This window comes from Yersinia sp. Marseille-Q3913 (assembly GCF_963892745.1).
In the GTDB taxonomy this organism is placed as follows: domain Bacteria; phylum Pseudomonadota; class Gammaproteobacteria; order Enterobacterales; family Enterobacteriaceae; genus Yersinia; species Yersinia bercovieri.
In genome coordinates this window covers 82,836-104,502 of the sequence record NZ_CAWQAF010000022.1, presented here as the reverse complement: position 1 = coordinate 104,502, position 21,667 = coordinate 82,836, and the positions used below count along the sequence as shown (strand labels likewise).

The window sequence follows — 21,667 nt, the reverse complement described above, 5'->3', positions numbered from 1 at the left end:
TTAAGCTTGTATTTTGTTTGAGAGGTAGAGATGCACAATGTTGCATTTGTAATAACTAAGTCGGAAATTGGTGGGGCCCAAAGTTGGGTTGCGGAACAAGTAAGATTATTTCGTAATGATTGTAAGATTATATTAATAACGTCTGAGCATGGGTGGTTAACTGAATCTATTTCGTGTGACAAAATTGTAATCATACCTCAATTAAGAAGTATGACTAGTATTAAAGCTATATATTTAATGTATAAAGCACTAAAAGAAAATAATATCAATATTGTTGTTGCTAGTTCTGCTAATGCGGGGTTATATAGTCGGCTTGCTCGTGTTTTTATGAGATTTAGATGTATTTATGTTTCTCATGGTTGGTCTTGCTTATATAATGGCAGGTTTTTAAAATCTATATTTTCTTATGTTGAACGTATATTGTCACATTTATCCGATGTAATATGGTGTGTGTCAAAAAGTGATGAAATAAAAGCTATTAATGATATTGGAATAAAGAAATGTAAGATAGTAACATCACTAAATTCTATTACACCCTTATCACCTCGTGATGATCGGGTATGCGAAAATAAAATATTATTTTTAGGTAGATTAACTCACCCTAAAAGACCTGAATTGATTTGTAAGGTTGTTGCTGATAACCCTGAATATAAATTGGATGTTGTTGGCGCTGGAGAGTATGCTGACTCCTTATTCAATAAGTATGCTGATTACAATAATATACGTTTTTTAGGTGAGATAGAGAATTTTAACGCGTTTAATCAATATGATGTTTTTGTTCTAACATCTGACAGCGAAGGTTTGCCTATGTCTGCATTAGAGGCAGCAACAGCTGGAGTGCCTCTTATATTAAGTGATGTTGGTGGTTGTAACGAAGTTATTGATGGGAATGGCTTACTTATTGCTAATTCGGAAACGAATCTATCTGCAGCATTAGAAAGTATCTTTACTAATTATGAACAGTATTATTCGATGGCAAAAAATAGGAAAAATAAGTTCGATATTAATAATAAAAAAGAAGAATACAACAAAATTATTTTTGGTAATTAATATGTCTAAAGCAATCTGTACTAAGCTACTTATAATGAATTTCATGTGCTAATTTATTAATCGAGGGTGAGAAATGACTGTTTTAGTCACTGGTGGTTCGGGCTATATAGGTTCCCATACAGTACTCACATTGTTAGAACAAGGAAGAGATGTTGTTATTCTTGATAATCTAGCTAACTCATCAGCAGAGTCCTTAGTTAGAGTATCAAAAATTTGTGGGCGGGAGCCTAAATTCTATCAAGGTGACGTGCTTGATAGCTCTTGTCTTAAATTGATTTTTTCAAGTCATATAATTGACTCAGTGATCCATTTTGCGGGTTTGAAATCGGTAGGCGAGTCTGTTGAGAAACCTATTGAGTATTATCAAAATAATGTTACAGGCTCTATTATCTTACTTAAAGAAATGCTTGCTGCTAATGTTAAGAAATTAATATTTAGCTCTTCAGCGACAGTATATGGCGAACCTGAGTTCGTTCCATTGACTGAAAATGCTCGAATTGGTGGAACGACTAATCCATATGGCACTTCAAAAGTGATGGTAGAGCAAATACTAAAAGATTTCTCTTTAGCTCATCCTACGTTTTCGATAACAGCACTGCGGTATTTTAATCCAGTAGGTGCTCATCCTTCAGGTTTGATTGGTGAAGACCCGAATGGAAAACCAAATAACCTATTACCATTTATTACCCAAGTCGCTATTGGTAAATTATCAAAATTACTCGTGTATGGTAATGACTACGATACACCAGATGGTTCTGGTGTAAGGGATTATATTCATGTTATGGATTTAGCTGAAGGGCACCTTAGCACTTTAAATAGCTTGGCTTCTGGATTCCATGTATATAATCTGGGTACTGGTATAGGTTATTCTGTTTTGCAGATTATTAGAGAATTCGAGCGTGTTACAGGGGTGACGATTCCATTTGAAATTGTCTCTCGTAGACCTGGTGATATAGCTGAGTGTTGGGCAAGCCCCGAGCTTGCGAGTATAAAATTGGGCTGGGAAGCGAAAAGGAATTTATCTGACATGCTTATGGATGCCTGGAGATGGCAAGAGATGAATCCAAATGGTTATAATTAATGGTTTTTTTTAGTAATTAATGAGTTATTACTCTAATATAAGTGGATACAAATTAATGAATGGTAGATCTATTGATAATAAGAAGTTATCTTCCTTTGAGCAATGCGGCTTATCTTCGAGTAAAGATGAAATAGATCTTATAGATCTAGCATCTATTATTGTAAAATCATATAAGTTAGTTACTTTTGTTACCTTTGTTTTTATTTTTTTTGGTATTGGTGTTATATTGCTCTCCCCCCTAAATTGGCTAAGCTCAGCCACAGTTACTTTTCCTTCTGATCGCCAACTTCAATCTATCGACTCTATAAATGCTTCACTGTCGCTGCTAAATGTTGATTCCAGTATTAGCCAAGATGATATTTTTGGAGGGTTTGTAAGATATTATTCTTCTGAGGATTTATTTAATAAGTACTTGGGTAGTTTGAAGGTTAAACCTGTAGGAAGTGTAACAATTGTAAAATTATCTATAGATAAAAATGTTAATGACTATGTCTTCAATTACACTTCTAACATTGATTCAGGTATGAAAAACACGTTATCTGGCTACATTAATTATGTCAACGAGCAAGTTAATAATGATGTTAATCGTCAAATTAAGTTAGTGTTAGAAAAAGCGAAAAAGATAGCTTCAGAGGAATATGAATTGGCCTTGCAGCAAGCAAAAAATGAACAAAAAGTCAGAGTTCAGCGACTAGAATATGCTGTTTCAATAGCTAAGGCCGCAGGTTTGCAGAGACCGGCTAGTGACGCATTTGGTATTTCTGCAGATAATGATAACTACCCAATATCATTGGGTTATGATGCCTTGAATCGTCAGTTAGAAATTGAAAAATCCATAACCGACCTTACTACTGTTAATGCTGAGTTATTAAATAAAAAACTTTATCTTGATAAAATTAATGCACTGCAACCAGTCGTTATTAATATCCAATCATTTAGTTATTTACAGCAGCCATCTGATCCTGTGCAGCAAGATGCTAAGAAACGACTTCTGATTATTATTCTATTTGGGTTTGTTGGTTTGGTCGGCTCTATTGGTTTTGTCTTGGTTCGCCATTATGTGCGTGAACGTCAAAATACATTAGTTAACTCACCGAAAGAGTAACTTTTATTAGATTAATAATAAAAGGCAGTGGAGCAATAAGTCTGCTGCCTTTTTAATAACCATGATTTGCCTGATCATGTGTTATTTTGAGCTGGCAGTCTGGTAGGTCGGTTTATCCCTCCCTGTTTATCCTCCCTACATGTGCTAAAATTCTGTATCTTCCCGTTTCTACATCTGTAACCTAATACTATGAAATTTCCTGGTAAACGCAAATCTAAGCACTATTTTCCTGTTAATGCCCGTGATCCATTATTGCAACCAGCGCAGGCTGATAATGAGGTGAGTACCTCTTATATCGTTGGCATTGATCAGACGCTAGTTGATATTGAAGCGAAGGTCGATGAGGACTTTATCACCCGTTTTGGCCTTAGCCAGGGGCACTCATTGGTCATTGAGGATGATGTTGCTGAGCGCCTTTATCAGGAGCTAACACTCAATGGGTTAATTACGCATGAGTTTGCGGGTGGAACTATCGGTAATACATTGCACAACTATTCAGTGTTAGCTGATGACCGCTCCATTCTATTGGGCACCATGTGCAGTAATATCAAAATTGGTAGCTATGCCTATCGCTATCTGTGTAATACCTCCAGTCGGACTGATCTGAACTATTTGCAGGCGGTTGATGGTGCTATTGGTCGCTGTTTTACTTTGATTACTGATAATGGTGAGCGGACATTTGCGATTAGCCCCGGCCAAATGAATCAGCTACGCCCAGAGAGTATTCCTGAAGAGGTGATTGCCGGGGCATCGGCTTTGGTACTCACCGCTTATCTGGTGCGCTGTAAATCGGGTGAGCCGATGCCAGATGCCACCATGCAGGCCATCAGTTATGCGAAGAGACATAATGTTCCGGTGGTGATGACGCTAGGCACTAAATATGTCATTGCAGATAATCCGCAGTGGTGGCGTGATTTTCTTAGCGATCATGTTTCTATTTTAGCAATGAATGAAGATGAGGCTTATGAGCTGACAGGGCTAAATGATCCCTTGATGGCCTCTGATATGGCACTGAACTGGGTTGATTTAGTGCTGTGTACCGCAGGCCCTAATGGGCTTTATATGGCGGGCTATACCGAAGAGGCGAATAAGCGCCAGACTCAGCATCCGCTATTGCCTGGTGCGATTGCAGAATTTAATCTGTACGAATTCAGTAGGGCGATGCGTAAAGAGTATTGTGATAATCCATTGCGTATTTATTCTCATATTGCACCTTATATGGGGGGGCCTGAGAAAATAATGAATACTAATGGGGCAGGGGATGGAGCACTATCTGCTGTGCTACATGATATTGCCGCCAATGGCTATCACCGTAATAATGTTCCTAACTCCAGTAAACATGTCCGTAGCTATCTCAGTTATTCTTCATTGGCTCAAGTGTGTAAATATGCAAACCGGGTTAGTTATCAGGTACTGAATCAGCATTCACCGCGTCTAACTCGCGGTTTACCTGAGCGGGAAGACAGTTTGGAAGAGTCCTACTGGGAGCGCTAATCATCCGTGGGAATTACGTAGATAAAAAAACAGGGTCGGCAAATTTGCTGGCCCTGTTTTTTTTATCGCGTGCTGAATAGCCGAAATAGATTTAGATGGGGCAAACTGGACGCTTATCTTCTTCTGTAAGCCGATCTATTTTCAGCATATTCAGCATACTGTTAGCCACTTCGCGTTCCCCCATAACAACCTGATTCGCACCACGGTCTGAGATATAAACCACCTCATCATCATAATGGGCGCGAGCAATTATCTCGAGGTCGGGCCGCTTAATTCTGGCTGATGCAACAATTTCACCGGCTTCGTAGCCATTTGGGATAGTGAGTAATAACCAACGCGCGCAATCCAGACGCGCCAACGACATAATATCGGCGCTTGCAGCATTACCTAATACGGCATTAATACCTTGTTCACGCAGCGCTTCCACTCTTGGCCGAGAATTTTCGATGACGACCAATGGGACTCCTTCGGCATGAAGTTTTGCCCCTAATAAGCTCCCGACCCGGCCATAACCCACCAATAATGCATGGTTGCACAAGTCGACAGGGATCTGTTTCTCCTCTTCGACCGCCTCTTCCAGAATCAGATCTTCCATAGTTTCGTTTTTGGCTAAATAGCGATCCAACAGGGTGAACAGTAGCGGGTTGAGCATAATGGACAGAATCGCTCCCCCTAGCACCAGATTACGACCATGTTCAGACATTAAGCCAAGTGAGATACCTAGCCCCGCCAGAATAAAGGCGAACTCCCCGATTTGCGCCAGGCTCACGGAGATGGTGAGTGCGGTCCGTTTTGAGTGACCAAACATTCGTACCAATGCAAACGCTATCACTGACTTACCGAAGATGATGATAGCTAATGATGCCAGTACGGCGAGGGGTTCACGTAACAAAATCATCGGATCGAACAGCATACCCACTGACACGAAAAACAGCACCGCGAAGGCGTCACGCAGCGGTAAGGTATCTTGTGCTGCGCGGTGGCTTAGCTCTGATTCATTCAATACCATTCCGGCGAAGAATGCACCGAGGGCGAAGGATACATCAAACAGCCCTACAGCACCGTAGGCAATGCCGAGTGCTAACACCAGTACTGCCAGTGTAAATAGTTCACGCGAGCCAGTACTGGCAGTTTTAGCCAGTATCCATGGTACTAATCGACGACCGACGACAATCATCAATGTGATGAATGCGATCACTTTACCAATGGTAATAGCTAACTCAGTGAATAATTGGCTCAAACTGGTGGTTTCGTTGCCCATAACGCCAGCAAAGGCGGGTAGTAGCACCAATGTCAGCACCATCGCCAAATCTTCGACAATCAGCCAGCCAATGGCAATTTGCCCTCGCTGGCTATCAATCAGTTGCCGCTCTTCCAATGCCCGCAGCAATACCACGGTACTGGCGGTTGACAGACATAAGCCAAATACCAAGCCAGTAACCAAATCCCAGCCCAATAAGTGAGATAGTCCCATCCCTAAGAGGGTGGCGACAGTTATTTGTGCTATGGCTCCCGGTATGGCGATCGATTTTACCGCGAGGAGGTCTTTAAGCGAGAAGTGAAGTCCGACACCAAACATCAACAAAATAACACCAATCTCAGCCAGTTCGGGTGCTAATGATGTATCAGCAACAAAACCTGGCGTGAATGGCCCGGCAAGCACCCCTGCGGCAAGGTATCCCACTAGTGGTGAGATGCGCAGGCGGTGAGCCAGTGTGCCCAAGAGGAAGGCGAGAACAAGGCCTCCGACGATCGTGGTGATTAAGGGTGTTGAGTGGTGCATCCAGACTCCTTCTAGTGATACCCGCCATCTTTCAAGTTGCAGGTATGTTGGCTGTGTTCGTGACTCGGCCCCGGCTTGCCGCCTTCTTGCATTTTGCAATCTATTGGGTAGATACAGGGCGGTAAGCATTTCACAGCAATAACATTAGTTTATTGCATTTATGCGATCAATGCGCGATAAAAATTCATTTTTTATAGATAAAAGTCAACTTTGGCATGGAAATTGTTTGAAGTGGTTGTTTGTGAGGGATTTGCCAATTTTGCTAAGATGACATAGGCAACTCTCCCGGCTGAAACAGATATCTCAGTCGGGATTATAGGGTTATTACTATCACTTATCTTCTATATTGGGCAGTAAGGCTGTGAATATCCCGAGTAATGGTAAGAATGCACATATTTGATAAACCAATTCAATACTGGTCAAATCAGCAACATACCCTAGTACAGCCGCGCCTAAACCCCCCATACCGAAAGCAAAACCGAAGAATAATCCGGATACCATCCCCACTTTTCCCGGGATCAGCTCTTGTGCATAGACCAGGATCGCCGAGAAAGCCGAGGCGAGAATGATACCGATAATCACGGTTAAAATGCCCATCCAGTACAAAGAAGCGTAGGGTAAAATAAGGGTAAAGGGTGCTACACCCAATATAGACCCCCAAATAACATATTTTCGCCCTATTCTATCCCCTAGAGGACCGCCAATAATGGTGCCGGCGGCGACTGCGAATAAGAATACAAATAAGTGTATCTGCGCATTTTGTACCGAAACGCCGAACTTATGCATCAAATAGAAGGTGTAATAGCTGCTGATACTGGTCAAGTAGAAGTATTTAGAGAATATCAGCACCATCAGGATAGCTAACGTCTTAATAACTGTCTTTTTTGGCAGCATTTTTGCCGATGAGATTTTTATGGCTTTCCCATGTGTGGCTCTTTGTTGCTGCTGATACCATTTACTGACCTGCAATAGCACGACAATCGCCAGCAGTGCCGCGAGTGAGAACCAGCCAACATTGCCCTTGCCATAAGGTGCAATCAGGATTGCCGCCAGTAAAGGGCCGAGTGCGCTACCGAAGTTACCGCCGACCTGAAACACCGACTGAGCCATGCCATGACGGCCGCCGGATGCCATGCGGGCGACCCGTGATGATTCCGGATGGAACACTGATGAGCCAGTCCCTACCAGCGCGGCGGCCAGTAAAACCACCGGGAAAGTGGTGGCCACTGCGAGCAACAATATGCCCGACAAGGTGAACCCCATACCAATTGGCAGGGAGTAGGGCTGCGGATGCTTATCGGTATACAGGCCAATCAGCGGCTGTAACAATGAAGCCGTAAGCTGGTAAGTCAGTGTGATTAGCCCTATCTGAGCAAAACTCAGTGAAAACTCGGCTTGCAATAGAGGATAGATCGCCAGAATCAACGACTGGATCATATCGTTGAGTAAGTGAGATACGCTAATCGCCCCCAGAATTGAGAAGGATGTACGTTTTACAGATGCATTAACGGCTGGGGGAAGTACGGTCTCAGAACGATCGGTCATAGTGAGTATTCACCTAATAATTTTACTGTTAATAGTGTGTTGGTAATGAATACATATTATGCAGATCGAATGATTTTTACTACATCTGACACAATTTGATATATATTCCAAAGTTCTGAAATGTATCAGTGCGTTACCACATGACAATACGAGGCGTATCACAGTATGACCTTGATTTATCGTGTTATTGCTATGCATTACACCATTTTCACTGATTAAGCTGGCATTTATCGAGCTGGCTTTAACGATAATATGGAGATTTGCCATGGGTTTTTCATTACCGACCACAGCATGTGCTTTGGCTGTGTCGCTGGCGTTTGCACCGGGATGGGCTGCTGCCTGGGAAAAAGATAAAACTTACGATATCACCATACTGCACACCAATGACCACCATGGACACTTCTGGCAAAACGATCACGGCGAGTATGGTCTGGCGGCACAAAAAACGCTGGTAGATAGCATCCGCAAACAAGTTGCTGCAGAAGGGGGCAGCCTGCTATTGCTCTCCGGGGGCGATATTAATACCGGTGTTCCGGAATCTGATTTACAAGATGCAGAACCTGATTTCCGCGGTATGACATTGGTTGGTTATGATGCGATGGCTATTGGTAACCATGAATTTGATAACCCGCTGAGTGTGCTGCGTCAGCAGGAGAAGTGGGCTGCTTTCCCACTCTTGTCTGCCAATATCTACCAGAAAAGCACTCAACAGCGGCTATTTAAGCCCTACGCCCTGTTTGATAAACAAGGGGTAAAAATTGCGGTGATGGGTTTAACCACCGACGATACTGCTAAGATCGGTAATCCCGAGTATTTCACTGATATTGAATTCCGGCAGCCAGCGGCAGAAGCGAAGCAAGTGGTCGAGCAACTGCGAAAAACGGAAAAACCTGACATCATTATCGCCGCGACCCACATGGGACATTACGATGACGGCAAGCATGGATCGAATGCGCCGGGTGATGTCGAGATGGCTCGCAGCTTACCGACAGGCTATTTGGATATGATAGTGGGTGGTCACTCACAAGATCCTGTCTGCATGGCGAGTGAAAACCATAAGCAAGCTGATTATGTTCCAGGCACCCCTTGTGCGCCGGATCGGCAGAATGGAACCTGGATTGTTCAGGCCCATGAGTGGGGTAAATACGTCGGCCGGGCTGATTTCAAATTCCGTAACGGCGAACTGAAGTTGGTGAGTTATCAGCTAATCCCGATCAATTTAAAGAAAAAAGTTGAGAAGGCAGATGGCACCAGCGAGCGGGTCTTTTATACGCAAGAGATTGCCGAGGACCCATCAATGTTGAAACTGCTGACGCCATTTGAAGAGCAGGGTAAGGCGCAGCTGGATGTCAAAGTGGGTAGCGTGAATGGCAAGCTTGAGGGCGACCGCAGTAAAGTGCGCTTCGAGCAGACCAATCTGGCGCGTGTTTTATTGGCTGCGCAAATGGAAAGAGCGGGCGCTGACTTTGCAGTGATGAGTGGTGGCGGTGTTCGTGACTCAATCGACGCCGGTGATATCACCTATAAAGATGTGCTCAAGGTTCAGCCATTTGGCAATACGCTGGTTTACGCGGATATGAAAGGCAGTGAGATTGAAAAATATCTGGCGGTGGTAGCCAATAAAAAAGTTGATTCAGGTGCTTATGCGCAATTCGCTAATGTGAGCCTGGTTGCTGATGGTCAAGGTGTCAGTGATGTAAAAATAAAAGGTCAGCTGCTAGATCCGAATAAAACTTATCGCCTGGCGACCTTAAATTTCAATGCGTTAGGCGGTGATGGCTATCCGAAAATTGATTCGCTGCCGGGTTACGTCAATACCGGTTTTATCGATGCAGAAGTGCTGAAACAGTATATCGAAAAGCACTCTCCGCTAGATGCTAATCAGTATCAGCCGAAAGGCGAGATTGTTTATAAATAAGCGGGATTATTATAAATAAGTAGAGAACTGGAAGCCTCCATCTGTTGGGGGCTTCTGGTGATGGCACTCGCATTGCCGCGATATGTGCCGAGCGCCGCAAATCTTTAATTCAATAACTGAATCAATTAATCCCGCTTCGCGATATCGGCAAATGTGCCTTGCAATAATCGGCATAAATCCGCAGCCGCTAATTCAATATCCAATCCTCGTTTCCCGCCAGAGACAAATATCGTCGGGAACTGTTGTGCCAGAGTGTCAATCACCGTGGGTAAGCGCTTTTTCTGCCCGAGCGGACTGATGCCGCCGACTAAATATCCGGTGGTTCGCTGCGCCAATTGTGGGTCGGCCATCTCCGCTTTTTTTGCCCCCAATGCCCGCGCAACCCTCTTCAAATCAAGTTGAGTCGCCACTGGTGTGACGGCCACCGCCAGATTTTTGGCATCACCATTTAGCGCGACCAGAAGTGTCTTATAAACCTGAGCCGCATTGAGCCCGAGTTTTTTAACCGCTTCATCACCAAAATTGGTTTCAGCCGCGTCGTGATGATAAGGGTGTAATGTGAAAGGAACTTTCTGTTTTTCCAGCAAAATGACCGCAGGTGTCATAATAAACGTCCAGTTAAAAATGAAAATTTATTCAGGTGGATTATCCTACACGCAATTCGTGCGAATGGGGTGAAATTTAACCTAATGAAATCAGCATCATGATGATTAGTTACCCTGGGGAGGTGAATGTCAGTTGCTAATCTAATCGTCAGGTTGCTACCCTATACTGGCTGCTTATATTATCCGCAAGGAGTGTGAGCGCTAAATAACTAAAATAATGAAAATTCCTCTTTGACTGGCCGATAGTGATATCGGCCATTTTTTTTACGGCAATTATTGATATTGGCTATTGGTGATGACTGATAGTCGGTTTCAATAATTCAGGTAAATTCCCCTCGCCATATAAGTGCAACGCGCCGACTGCGACCACATAACGCCCTGGCGGTAACTGTTCTAGCTGTTGTTGCCAACGTGTGTTGCGCTGAATCATCAGCACCTCATAGAGGTTTTGGCTAAAGGTGGGGGTTAGCGTTGTCAGATCCGTGGTCGGATGATGTTCCAGCCACCAGCCAATCATGGTTTGCAGTAGGCGGGCATTGGTGTGCCAATGAGTTAGGGTATCAAGCAGTAAAGATATGCCGTTGTCAGGTAGTGTCGCCAACAGATCGAGCTGCATCTGCGCGCCTTCCAGCTCAATAATCTTTTTCTCCTGCGCGGCGGCCGCTCTCAACAATTGATAATCGATGCCATATTCACCCCGCAACCCCAGTCGTTGGGCCTGGCGAGCTTGCAGCATCAAGGCCACTTGCCATGCGGGCAGAAAAGCCATCGACAGCGGGTCATTGTCCAGCTCTTCGCAGCGTTGCAACAACTGTTGATAGTGCTCCTCCGACAGTCTATCGACTAAGGGTTCAGTCAGGGGATCCTGACCAAAAGAGGGGGCGGCTTCGGTGATATCCGCTTCGACAATCAGCGCATCGGCCTGATTCAACTTATTCAGCAATTCATGGGGGAGGGGGAACATGCCATCTGTTCCCATATGGATACTGCCGACCATATGGAAATGGCGATCACCGGGTAAGGTGATATCCAGCGCTGGGTAGGTGTAAGTCGTCGGCGCGTTAATCCCGAGGAGTGTTGCAATGCGGCGTAATAATTGGCCCATGTTGTTCCCTTATCAGCATTTCCTACATGCTAAACAGTAAATGACGCACAAGAAAGTGTTGTGCGCCATTATAGCTTATCGGGCAAGGTTACTGTTTGGGCTTATAGCGCAGTAAACGGTTGGCGTTGCTGACCACGGTGATGGAGGACAATGCCATCGCCGCGCCTGCTACCACTGGGCTGAGCAAGGTTCCGGTGAACGGGAACAGGATGCCCGCTGCAATCGGGATCCCCAGCGCATTGTAGAAAAATGCCCCCAGTAGGTTTTGTTTCATATTGCGCAATGTGGCTTTGGAAAGCTCCACGGCATCTGCAACCCCATGCAGACTGTGGCGCATCAGGGTGATAGCGGCGGTTTCAATCGCAATATCACTGCCGCCCCCCATGGCAATGCCAACATCGGCTTGCGCCAGTGCGGGTGCATCATTGATGCCGTCACCTATCATGGCCACTTTATGCCCCGCCGCTTGCAACTGTTTGATAGCTAGCGCTTTACCATCGGGGAGGACGCCGGCGATGACCTGATCAATGCCGGTTTCTCTGGCGATAGCATTAGCGGTAATTGGGTTGTCGCCGGTTAACATCACCAGGTTGTATCCCAGTTTATGCAGTCGTTGTAGGGCGCTGACACTGTCACTGCGCAGTGGATCGCGAATAGAGAGCAGTGCCGCCGGTTTGCCATTAGCGGTCAGGATGACGGGTGTCGCACCACTTTCAGCTTGTTGCTGCATCAGTGATTGCAACTCATGGGTATCAATGTGCTGCTCTTCCAGCAGGCGGTTGTTCCCCAGTAACAGCGGAACGCCGTCAACCTCACCACTGACCCCCAAACCGCGCAAGGTGCGGAACTGGTTAACCGTCGCCAGTGTCACTCCTTCTGCACGCTGCAAAATAGCCCGGGCCAGCGGGTGATTAGAGCCGGTCTCCAGTGCTGCTGCCCACGCCAGCGCTTGCTGTTCGCTCACGCCGTTGAAGGTGTGGATAGCCACCACTTGCGGATGCCCCTCCGTCAGGGTGCCGGTTTTATCAAACACCAAGGTATCGAGGTTGCTGGCCTGCTGTAATGCATCAGCATCACGCACCAGAACACCAAATTCGGCAGCGCGACCGACGCCAGAGATAATCGACATCGGAGTTGCCAGCCCCAGTGCGCAAGGGCAGGCGATAATCAACACGGTAGTGGCGACCACCAAGGTGTAGACCAACTGCGGCTGCGGGCCGAAGAAGTACCAGATCAGCCCCGCAAACAGAGCAATCGCGACCACGGTCGGCACAAATACCGCCGAGATCCTATCCGCCAACTTACCGATTTCCGGTTTGCTGCTTTGCGCCTGACGAACCAGTTTGATGATGCGCGCCAGGGTGGTTTGGCTGCCGATGGCATTGGCGCGGAACAGTACCGAACCATCCTGTACTTGAGTCCCGGCGTGTACCACATCACCGGCTGATTTTTGTTGTGGGATAGGTTCACCGGTCAGCATGGCTTCATCCATCCACACTTCCCCCTGCACTATCTCGCCATCAACGGGCACGCGGTCACCGGTGGTCAGGCGTAAGGTCATACCCAGCTGGACATCCGCGAGTGGGATCACTCTCTCACCCTCATCCGTCACTACCCGCGCCGTCGGTGGTGTCAGATCTAATAGTCGTTCCAGCGCATTGGATGAGCGCTGTCTGGCCCGCTGTTCCATGGCATGGCCGAGGTTAATCAAGCCGATGATCATGGCACTGGCTTCGTAATAGAGGTGGCGAGCCTCCATCGGGAAAACATCTGGCCAGATATTGACCGTGATGGAGTAGAGCCACGCCGCGCCTGTTCCTAACGCCACCAAGGTATCCATAGTGGCGCTGCCGTTTTTCAGGCTAACCCAGGCATTACGATAAAAATGGCCACCAGCCAATATCATCACCAGCAAGGTAATGACCCCGACAATCAGCCATGGCGTTTGGGTTTCTGGGGTCAGTGTCATGCTGCCGCCAAATAACCCCCATCCCATCAATGGGATACCCAATAGCAGGCCAAGTGCTGCTTGCCACTGGAAGCGCTTCATACTGGCGTGCGACATTTGCTGCTGGCGCTCACGTCGCTCCGCTTCATCCTCAATGATCTCGGCGTCATAACCGGCGCTCTTGACCGCAGCAATTAAGGCGTCATGACTCGGGGTTCCGGTCACCAATGCGCTGCGCTCGGCCAGATTGACCCGCGCCACCTCGACCCCATCAACATTTTCCAGCGCGTGTTGTACTTTGGATACACAGCTGGCGCAGCTCATCCCGCTAAGCAATAACTGCACGCTATCGCTATCTGTCACCGGGGTGGCTGGGGTTATCTCTGTTTGGTTCGCATCATTTGTGGCCGGAGTGCTGCTTGCGGCTGGAGTAGCGGTGGTTGCCGCAATAGTTGTAACTGCCGGAATAGGTGAAGAGGCCGCTGCCTGATATTCCGGCTGAGATGGGGCTGAGTGAGTCAGCGGCTCAGTTTTTGGGGATTGCGCCCCAAGCAGTGTGGCGTGATAGCCCGCCTGTTCCACCGCATCAATCAGCGTTTGTGCCTCAACCTTACCGTAGACTTTGGCGCTATCGAGGGTGACATCTGCGGCAATCACACCGGGAACCGCTTCCAGTGCTTTGCGTGTGGTTTCGGTGCAATGACCACAACTCAAACCAGAGAGCTGCAACTCAACATCAGGTGTTTGAGCAACTTGCGCTTGATAACCCGCTTGCTGGACGGTATCAATCAACACCTTTGTCTCGGCTTCACCGGTCACTTTGGCATAGTGAACATTCACTTCTGCATGATGAACATCTTCGCGGCTCTCTAACGCCGTTTTCACGCGTTTGGCACAACTCATACAGGAGAGCCCGTTTAAGGCCAGCACTGTGGTTTGCAACATAATTAACTCCTTATCGAGTAGCAACTTATCCGTTAATTTCGTCGGCATAAGTTTAGTCGGTATTTCTGGTCGCATATTGCAGCCTGCGCAATAATCAACTAATCCGTAGCTCTGGGTTGTACAGCTTTTATTCCGCTTGACTGACAACGTCATTTTCACTAATTATGGAGGTTAAACCTTCCAGCAAGGGGAAGGTCAATAGAATATTATGTTGATAGAAAAGGATTTTTATTAACGCTGTCCACAACGCGACCACATTCGACCTAAAGCTCACATATTGTGGGCTTTTTTACACTTGCTAGGAATTTTATTATCCATATAGTTTAGCTATGAGAAACGCTTCTTGGGTTCTCACTCGTATTCTCCACGTTGTAAAACTATAGATGAGGTCAAATCGTAGAATGGCTACAGAAAATCGTAAGTTGTACGCTTATTTGAATATTGATAACCCAATGGTTGCATGGGAAGTTGCCATAGGAAGGATTCAGTCAATTTGTGACAAACAGGAGTTCGGTGTTTCTGTTTGGTTTTATAACTTAGTTAAAGGATTCGTTGAGACAAATAATAATGTAAAGATTACAAACGAATTTAAACTTGAACTAACTAGAATGAAGATGTATCCAGAGAAAGTTTCAAGGCTTCAAGGTGTTTATTTTTTTGAGTCGAGAGAAATGGCTGAAATTGCAGTTGAAAGATGGGGAATTCCTGGCCGAAAAAAATATATAACAGAGGTGGATTTTTTAGGGAATAATTATACCGAAGTGGACTCCGAATGGATCACCGCATATTTAGGTAGTGATCCTAGACAGAACCCATCATGGATGGAGCGCTATTGGAAAGGTGAAACACTTGGGGTAAAACCTTTAATTGAGGTGCTAGCTAGCGGGATTGGTATTGTACGTGACCAAGCGATAAGATGTGAAGCTTACTGGAAAATCATAGATGCTTGGCCGACCACATCAATTCTTCTAAATGGTTGCATAGGTGGTTTTAATAAAAAAGGGCTAGAACAAATTGGTAGATCCATTCCAACCATATTCGTCGAAAAAGGAGAAATGATCGGTAAGCATTATATAAATACGAATGATTTCAAATACCATGTGAAAGAAATATTTGAGTCATTGGATGAAATGGAAGCAGAAGGTATTAAATTACCATTCATTAGGCCAAATAATGAAGAATCTGTTTTTTCAGTTCCTGATTTGAGGCATTTGTCATTCTCATCGAATGATAAAGCAATTTCAGCATTGTTAACTGAAATACATGAGCACTAAAGTAAAACTAACCAGCCGCGACGAAATCATCACGGAATCGACATGCGGCTGTTTTCCTTGGTGTGCCAGTTAGTTGTTTACTCCTCACTCCTAACGATCCATGCGAGATCTTTTATCGCACGTAATTGCAAAAACTTTTTCACCGTAAACCCTCCCGCAAGCCTTGCGGCGCATGGCTTTGGCTCTCTTTCAACTCACATGAAAATAACCTCGCCACTTTTATTTGATCGTCACGTAATCCAAAAGAGATCCTTTTAAAACATGATGTTAACCAAAAGGGTAGCAAGCTGATAGCCGCGACATTTTGCAAACTGTTGCAAATGTTGGCGACCAGTGCAAAACCATTCGAATAGCAACAGCCCAGCGGCGACGCGGTCTGGCGGGTTTGTTTGCCCCTCAAAACTTTTGCAAAATTTTTAAGATCCAAATCGTGCAGGCGGGTGCGGTGTAGCGCCGATTTCGTCCCGCGAGTGCTTCCGTATGTGGGCTAGGGATTCGCCCACGCGCGCAGGTGGTGAGATCGGATTGTTGGGTATGCGGTTACGTGTTTTGGGGCTTGAATTGATTGAGGGGCGCTACAGTGCGTTAGTTAATCACTGAAGCACAGACGGTTAGGTCTGTGCTCGATGGTGGCTAGGCAATGAAGGGGCCGTACTTGGTAGTAAGGGCTTGAGTGCGGTTGGCTGTGGCGGTGAAATCGCCGGCATTCAGTGGCCCGCCGGTGTTGGTATGGGTATGGTTGGCGGTCTGCGTGGCGAGGGTCTGGATCACATCCAGCGTATCGGTTAACAATGTCAGCACATTGATTTCATCTGTACCCAGGCGCACCGATGGCGCGATAAGTTCCTGAGCTGCGGCAACACTGCGGCGAATACCCGTGATTTTCTCTGTGAGCGCGCCGGCAACGTCAGTCGTTAGATTCTGGCCAACCTTGGTATTTTGGTTCTGGCCAACATCGTCAGTTCTGTCTTTGCCAACTTTGGTCACCATGTTGGCCGATGTGCCTATCGAATAATCACCCTCTGCAAGTTGCACCACCTGGCCGGCCATCAGGGTTTTAGTTCCCAGTACCGTGGTGCTATCGTTGGCTTTTACCGTGGTGTTGCGGGTCGTCGTGGTGCGGCTTTCCTCGTCACTGGTCACGCTGCGCCGGCTGCTGGTTTCTTCTATCGCCTGGTCGGTATCACGCTGCCAACTGCCGTCAACCGTCACGCGCTGACTGACGCCGGCGCGCTGCTGTTGCAACTGCTCGCCCGGCTTGACTGCTGGCAGTGATAGCCCCTCAGACAGTATTTGCCGGATCATTGGCTTATCTGGCCGGCCATCAGCAAAACCAATTTCGACCAGCGTTCCCTCTGGCGGGAACTGGAACATACCGCCCTCACTGCCAGCCATCGGAATGGGAAGCGGTACCGCGTTATATTCCTGCGCGCCGGCTGCGGCGTTGCCGTTCTCGTCCAGCAATTGAACATTAACCGCATAGCGAGGCCGGAAGGGGTCGGACGGGTCGCCCAGCTCGGCGGCATCGGTCGGACTCATTACCCGCGCACGGCGTGGCAAATGTAAGCCCGCCCCCAATTCTGGATAAAGTTTTTCAATCTGGCGCTGTTCCGGGGATTTCTGCGCCGGCTGGCCCTGGCTGTTTAACTGCGTCCAGTTCAATGTCATGGTGTCGTCGCTCACATCAACCCTAGTGATGCGCCGGCCATTAACAATCACTCCCGGACGGATTGCCGGGATAAGTGGTAATGTCAGGCTATTCCCGCCGCCGCCGCCCTGGGCGAATTCCTGCGGAATATCAACCGGCGTTTGTGCAAAGCGGGAATCAGCATAACTGCCGACATAGACCGTGCCATCAGGTAGCTGATACCAGACATAATCAGGAATGCTGAACGCGCGCCCCAAATTAAGCACCAGTTGGTTACCACTGCCATTGTGCTGGAAATGGGGGATTGGCGTATCGGTATAAGCGACGTTTTCCGGTAATACAAAACGCATGTTGGTGGATTTACCGACCGCGTCGGTAACATCGCGCAAAGTCGGGTGTTGCAATGAACACGGCCAAGAACGTTCGAACACGCCGACCAGCTCCCGCACCATTAACCGCTGCGCGCCATTTTCAGCTGGCGCGCTACGCTCAACAAATCCGGTTAACCAACGATAAATTGAGGCGTTATAGCCTAAATCCAGCCGCACCAATTTACCGTTACAATCCTGGTCAGTTAGCGCAGTAACAAACCCCAGGCCGCACCCATTAAGTGAGAGCGACAGATTTAAGTTATTGGCGGGGATAACATCATCGCCAATACGCAACGTGACAACGGATTTCATGCGCTACCCCCTGCCGGGCCTATGGTGTTATCAATTTTTTGCAGCACACTTTCAAACCATGAGCGGCTTTCCGCTGTCTCGCCCTCTGACGCGGTCGCGGTACCGCCTGCGGTCTGGATAGTGGCATTTTTCCCGCCTTTGCTGGCTTGTTGGGCCTTACGTTCGGCCACACTGGAAAATTCAGTCAGGGTAAAATTAACCAGCCACGCCATAGCATTTGTTTGTTCGGCGGCATCCACGCCACTGGTAAAGGTGGCTTCCCGGAACTTCACCGCCTGGGCCAGGGAGTGCGCGACACGATAGCGCTTCTTACTGCCATCTGCGTTCTTGGCTTCGGCCAGGCTATAAATACGCGTCAACATAGCGGCATCCGTATATCGGATTAACCCGGATACCCGCAACTCTTTGCCTTTGGTTCCTTGCTCTGATTTGTTGGTACTGCTGGCCTGGCCGCTCTGGTCTTTGTCCTGTATGGGCATCGTCAGCGTAACCAGAATGTTTTTTAATAAAATCGCCTCGCCATCTAACGCCAGCATCACAATATCAGCCATGATTTACCACCATTGCACGCAGTGGGGCCAAATCCGCGCCCACAAACAGTAACGCCAGGCTAAAAATGGCCTGGCTGTCGGGAATGTTTTTTTTCATCTCAGCGATAGCCGTTTGCGTGTTTCCCTCCACTGAAAACGCCCAAATTGGCACACTCGCCCCTTGTAATTGTTCCAGGCTATTTTTTGCCTCGGTCAGCAATGCGGCGCGCTGTTGTTTGAATGCTGCCAGGGCGGTACCGATAGCCTCGCTACTGCTGCCAGCGGCGGTATCGCTGATCGCTTTTTGCAAGGCTTGCGCACCGGATGCCATCCGCGTGGTTGCAACCGATAGCGGCGCACTGGCGGGCAAACCACCAGGGCGCGCGGGGATTTGCATCTTACTGACATCTAAACTCAATGCCGCTTTAGCCCGGCGTTGAACCTGGGTCAGTGCCGGGATGGGGAACACCTCAGCGGTAGCGGTCAGCAAAGTAATAAACTCGGCCAAGGTTTTAGCAGTGATAAGTAATATCAGCACATCTTGATTGCTATCTGCGCCGGCCAGCCGGCTGGCGAGTGCATTCACCGCATTGGCCGGACTGAGAAATGAACCTGATTTCTCCGTCTGACCGACGCCAAACGCCCAGGGGTGAGCGGTAACAGTCGAGCAATTGACCGGGGCCAGATTCGGCGGGATACGTAATAATGATTTACGCCACATCTGACAGCTCCGGCCAGGCAGGTACCCGATAACCCTGATTCACCGCTTCAATCAAAAGCCATTGCGGTAATTCGGGCATTTCAACCAACGGCCAGCCGGCGACGGTCGGCCAGGCGCGATATGCTGCGCGGATAATGGTTAATTCACTGCGCTGCGCTTCGGTCAGTGGCATATCATCAATGGAATAATCACTCACCATGAGGGGATCGGTTGCATGAATGAAGCTATCGCGATACATACGCGCGGTGGCGGCCAACAAATTATCGTTGATTACCCACTGCCTACCATCCCATTGATTAAATTTTTTGGGCGCACTGTCAGTAGTATCAGGAGGATATTCCCCCAAAGCCGTAACCGTTATTTTCTCACCAGTAATAGTGCTATAGCGCACCTCACCCCGATGATCGACTTTATATTCCCATTGCAGTTCATCTTTGCTGCGGCAAATGGTAAAACCTTTTTTTGCCTTGGGGGGGGCATCTAAATAGGCGTGAGCGGGTAACCCTTGTCCGGCGTGAATAAATTCATTCGATGCCGCGATAAACTCGCCACTGTCTGGCGCGGCGTTAAAGATAGAAACATCACCAGCCGTGACCGCATAGCCGTTTTTATTAAATTCAATCGTCATCATGCAGCCCTCACGATGTAGTTATAGGCAATGTTTCGCATACGAGTTTCTGTCGCTGTTCGTGAAACACGGCTAGCATCAAAGGTAATACCGCCAATATTCCCGGCGGTGGTCGCCTGATTGCCTAGTGCGTTATACACTTCCATCGGCCCAAATGCGCCTGTTGCTGCAACGCCTGCGGCCTGTTTACTGCCACCCATATAGAAATTACCAGTGATATTTTGATTAGCATCAAGCTGTTCAGACAGCAGCACACGCCCGGTATCAATTCCGCGACCGTCGTCCCAGGCACGAATAACATCTCCGCGCATGTCGGGTAGCACCCCTGAGGGATATTTAAGTGCTAGCTTTGGATATGTCACTGGATTGAATGTGCCGCCATTCATTTTAAAAAACACCACTCCTTGAACCTCTGTCGGGATATTGGCAAGCGGGTAAGGAAGCGGCACTCCGATTGGAAATGCAGCATCAATTAGCGCCCTGACTTCATCCCGGTTGGGGATATTCGTCATATCTGTCATAAACTCGGTTATAAGCAAATATTGGTCGTGGGGATTATCAGCTCGCACATGGTCACTCATCGCCGTTACCCCGGCATTGACCGCTTTTTTCACCGCTTTCAGGGTGGCGGCTAATTTCTCACTGTCGCTGTCAATATCGTTACCCAACTGGGTAAAGCCTTTATCATTGAGAGTCGCGTCTGGGTGATTGCGCGATTTCTCATGCTCTTTGAGAGCGGCGTTAATATCTGCAATGGCTTTATCAAAAGGATTGGCTTCGCGTTTATCTTCCAGTTCATTGGCGGTAATCATTGCCAGTGGCGCAACATAGTGCATAAAGCCGTTCGGGTCGGGATAATTAGACAAATCATCGGCATTGTTTTTAACACCAATATGAATAATGGCGTTAAATTGCCCTAAGACACTGCCCTGCAAACTCACATCAGCGTAAATAGTATTATTCTCACCGGCATCTAATAAAACCGCGTCAGTCAGTAATGCACGAATACCACCGATATAAGCCAACCCCGGATTAACCCGGTATTTATCCGCTTCTTTACTGACAGAAAAACCATCAGCAAAAAATGCCGCATGGCCGTAATAGTCATAATTTGCCAGGCGGGTGATTTCATCTATCCCACCCAGCCGCGCGCTGAAATCAATTTGCCAGGTTTGCGCGGTGACGGTTATCTGGCTGGCCTCGGCGGCTCCGTCAAACTCCATCACAAAGGTGCGGGTAATGTTGTTGCCCTGTACACCGCCAGCGGTGGCGATTTTTTGCTGCAATGCATTATGTACAATCATGCACAAGGTATTGCTGGCCGAATCGACCAGGCCGATCCAGTTAAAGGAAAAATCACCGACGCGGGTATCCAGCACCACGGAATAGGCAACCGCTGAATCATTAATCACGCCATATTGCGCCACAGCTTCGCTGTGTACGATTAATGCTGCGTCAGGAATACCCTCGTCGCGGTCAATTTCGGTATTACTGTCCAGTCCTGGAATGTGTGCGAAAATAACGGTATCAGGCCGGGCCGGTAAATTATTTAATATCTGTTGCGCCTGCCAGTGCTCAAAGGCGCGAGTAATTGCAGTAGCCAT

General features: G+C 47.4%; 16 protein-coding genes. 6 read left to right on the top strand and 10 right to left on the bottom strand.

All coding sequences use genetic code 11. From position 1 onward, the window contains the following. Nucleotides 1–30 precede the first annotated feature (30 nt). The 4 genes from AACW11_RS10810 to AACW11_RS10795 all read left to right on the top strand — a co-directional run bounded on the left by AACW11_RS10810 (nt 31) and on the right by AACW11_RS10795 (nt 4,730). Nucleotides 31–1,050: a glycosyltransferase gene (locus tag AACW11_RS10810; protein WP_212584286.1), complete on the top strand. Its 1,020-nt coding sequence runs from the start codon at nt 31–33 to the stop codon at nt 1,048–1,050. 73 nt (nt 1,051–1,123) lie between these two features. Further along, nucleotides 1,124–2,131, top strand: coding sequence for a UDP-glucose 4-epimerase GalE (galE, locus tag AACW11_RS10805; RefSeq protein ID WP_212584285.1), 1,008 nt, complete (start codon nt 1,124–1,126; stop codon nt 2,129–2,131). A 55-nt stretch (nt 2,132–2,186) separates the two neighbouring features. Further along, a complete protein-coding gene (locus AACW11_RS10800) occupies nt 2,187–3,236 on the top strand; it encodes a Wzz/FepE/Etk N-terminal domain-containing protein (RefSeq protein ID WP_212584284.1) in 1,050 nt (349 codons plus the stop codon). A gap of 189 nt (nt 3,237–3,425) precedes the next feature. After that, nucleotides 3,426–4,730 carry an inosine/guanosine kinase gene (locus AACW11_RS10795; RefSeq protein WP_212584283.1) on the top strand — a complete coding sequence of 435 codons (1,305 nt, stop codon included), beginning with the start codon at nt 3,426–3,428 and terminating at the stop codon, nt 4,728–4,730. Between the two features lie 91 nt (nt 4,731–4,821). Here the strand turns inward: AACW11_RS10795 and ybaL are convergent, their stop codons facing one another. Then, nucleotides 4,822–6,513: a YbaL family putative K(+) efflux transporter gene (gene ybaL, locus AACW11_RS10790; RefSeq protein WP_212584282.1), complete on the bottom strand. Its 1,692-nt coding sequence runs from the start codon at nt 6,511–6,513 to the stop codon at nt 4,822–4,824. A gap of 330 nt (nt 6,514–6,843) precedes the next feature. Beyond that, nucleotides 6,844–8,058, bottom strand: coding sequence for an MFS transporter (locus AACW11_RS10785; protein WP_212584281.1), 1,215 nt, complete (start codon nt 8,056–8,058; stop codon nt 6,844–6,846). Between the two features lie 265 nt (nt 8,059–8,323). Here AACW11_RS10785 and ushA point away from each other — a divergent pair, with 265 nt between their 5' ends. Then, the gene (ushA, locus tag AACW11_RS10780) at nt 8,324–9,976 is read left to right on the top strand and encodes a bifunctional UDP-sugar hydrolase/5'-nucleotidase UshA (RefSeq protein ID WP_212584280.1); all 1,653 of its coding nucleotides are present in this window, start codon (nt 8,324–8,326) and stop codon (nt 9,974–9,976) included. Nucleotides 9,977–10,101: 125 nt separating this feature from the next. Here the strand turns inward: ushA and ybaK are convergent, their stop codons facing one another. From ybaK to copA, 3 genes are all read right to left on the bottom strand, one after another. Then, nucleotides 10,102–10,581: a Cys-tRNA(Pro)/Cys-tRNA(Cys) deacylase YbaK gene (ybaK, locus tag AACW11_RS10775; protein ID WP_212584279.1), complete on the bottom strand. Its 480-nt coding sequence runs from the start codon at nt 10,579–10,581 to the stop codon at nt 10,102–10,104. Nucleotides 10,582–10,867: 286 nt separating this feature from the next. Beyond that, nucleotides 10,868–11,686 carry a TraB/GumN family protein gene (locus AACW11_RS10770; RefSeq protein ID WP_212584278.1) on the bottom strand — a complete coding sequence of 273 codons (819 nt, stop codon included), beginning with the start codon at nt 11,684–11,686 and terminating at the stop codon, nt 10,868–10,870. A gap of 88 nt (nt 11,687–11,774) precedes the next feature. Then, nucleotides 11,775–14,579: a copper-exporting P-type ATPase CopA gene (gene copA, locus AACW11_RS10765; RefSeq protein ID WP_212584277.1), complete on the bottom strand. Its 2,805-nt coding sequence runs from the start codon at nt 14,577–14,579 to the stop codon at nt 11,775–11,777. A gap of 401 nt (nt 14,580–14,980) precedes the next feature. Between copA and AACW11_RS10760 the strand changes: the two genes are divergently transcribed. Next, nucleotides 14,981–15,853, top strand: coding sequence for a hypothetical protein (locus tag AACW11_RS10760; protein ID WP_212584276.1), 873 nt, complete (start codon nt 14,981–14,983; stop codon nt 15,851–15,853). 633 nt (nt 15,854–16,486) lie between these two features. Here AACW11_RS10760 and AACW11_RS10755 read toward each other — a convergent pair. From AACW11_RS10755 to AACW11_RS10735, 5 genes are read right to left on the bottom strand one after another with little or no spacing between them, the layout of a single operon-like run. Then, on the bottom strand, nt 16,487–18,184 hold the full coding sequence (locus AACW11_RS10755) for a hypothetical protein (protein ID WP_212584275.1): 1,698 nt from the start codon (nt 18,182–18,184) through the stop codon (nt 16,487–16,489). Beyond that, on the bottom strand, nt 18,181–18,735 hold the full coding sequence (locus tag AACW11_RS10750) for a baseplate complex protein (RefSeq protein WP_050132632.1): 555 nt from the start codon (nt 18,733–18,735) through the stop codon (nt 18,181–18,183). The genes AACW11_RS10755 and AACW11_RS10750 overlap by 4 nt, the downstream gene beginning before the upstream one ends. Further along, nucleotides 18,728–19,435 carry a hypothetical protein gene (locus tag AACW11_RS10745; protein WP_212584274.1) on the bottom strand — a complete coding sequence of 236 codons (708 nt, stop codon included), beginning with the start codon at nt 19,433–19,435 and terminating at the stop codon, nt 18,728–18,730. Before AACW11_RS10745 ends, AACW11_RS10750 begins: the two co-directional genes overlap by 8 nt. Beyond that, entirely contained in the window at nt 19,425–20,063 is a 639-nt protein-coding gene (locus AACW11_RS10740) for a phage tail protein (RefSeq protein WP_212584401.1), read from the bottom strand. The genes AACW11_RS10745 and AACW11_RS10740 overlap by 11 nt, the downstream gene beginning before the upstream one ends. Beyond that, nucleotides 20,063–21,667, bottom strand: coding sequence for a phage tail-collar fiber domain-containing protein (locus AACW11_RS10735; protein ID WP_212584273.1), 1,605 nt, complete (start codon nt 21,665–21,667; stop codon nt 20,063–20,065). The genes AACW11_RS10740 and AACW11_RS10735 overlap by 1 nt, the downstream gene beginning before the upstream one ends.

Bases quoted from the DNA above. Each gene is read 5' to 3' on its own strand.
- ybaL (WP_212584282.1), bottom strand. From the start codon at position 6,513: ATGCACCACTCAACACCCTTAATCACCACGATCGTCGGAGGCCTTGTT.
- AACW11_RS10735 (WP_212584273.1), bottom strand. From the start codon at position 21,667: ATGGCTACTGCAATTACTCGCGCCTTTGAGCACTGGCAGGCGCAACAG.
- AACW11_RS10740 (WP_212584401.1), bottom strand. From the start codon at position 20,063: ATGACGATTGAATTTAATAAAAACGGCTATGCGGTCACGGCTGGTGAT.
- AACW11_RS10770 (WP_212584278.1), bottom strand. From the start codon at position 11,686: ATGGGCCAATTATTACGCCGCATTGCAACACTCCTCGGGATTAACGCG.
- AACW11_RS10795 (WP_212584283.1), top strand. From the start codon at position 3,426: ATGAAATTTCCTGGTAAACGCAAATCTAAGCACTATTTTCCTGTTAAT.
- AACW11_RS10760 (WP_212584276.1), top strand. From the start codon at position 14,981: ATGGCTACAGAAAATCGTAAGTTGTACGCTTATTTGAATATTGATAAC.
- galE (WP_212584285.1), top strand. From the start codon at position 1,124: ATGACTGTTTTAGTCACTGGTGGTTCGGGCTATATAGGTTCCCATACA.
- AACW11_RS10745 (WP_212584274.1), bottom strand. From the start codon at position 19,435: ATGTGGCGTAAATCATTATTACGTATCCCGCCGAATCTGGCCCCGGTC.
- AACW11_RS10800 (WP_212584284.1), top strand. From the start codon at position 2,187: ATGAATGGTAGATCTATTGATAATAAGAAGTTATCTTCCTTTGAGCAA.
- ushA (WP_212584280.1), top strand. From the start codon at position 8,324: ATGGGTTTTTCATTACCGACCACAGCATGTGCTTTGGCTGTGTCGCTG.
- AACW11_RS10785 (WP_212584281.1), bottom strand. From the start codon at position 8,058: ATGACCGATCGTTCTGAGACCGTACTTCCCCCAGCCGTTAATGCATCT.
- ybaK (WP_212584279.1), bottom strand. From the start codon at position 10,581: ATGACACCTGCGGTCATTTTGCTGGAAAAACAGAAAGTTCCTTTCACA.
- AACW11_RS10810 (WP_212584286.1), top strand. From the start codon at position 31: ATGCACAATGTTGCATTTGTAATAACTAAGTCGGAAATTGGTGGGGCC.
- AACW11_RS10750 (WP_050132632.1), bottom strand. From the start codon at position 18,735: ATGGCTGATATTGTGATGCTGGCGTTAGATGGCGAGGCGATTTTATTA.
- copA (WP_212584277.1), bottom strand. From the start codon at position 14,579: ATGTTGCAAACCACAGTGCTGGCCTTAAACGGGCTCTCCTGTATGAGT.
- AACW11_RS10755 (WP_212584275.1), bottom strand. From the start codon at position 18,184: ATGAAATCCGTTGTCACGTTGCGTATTGGCGATGATGTTATCCCCGCC.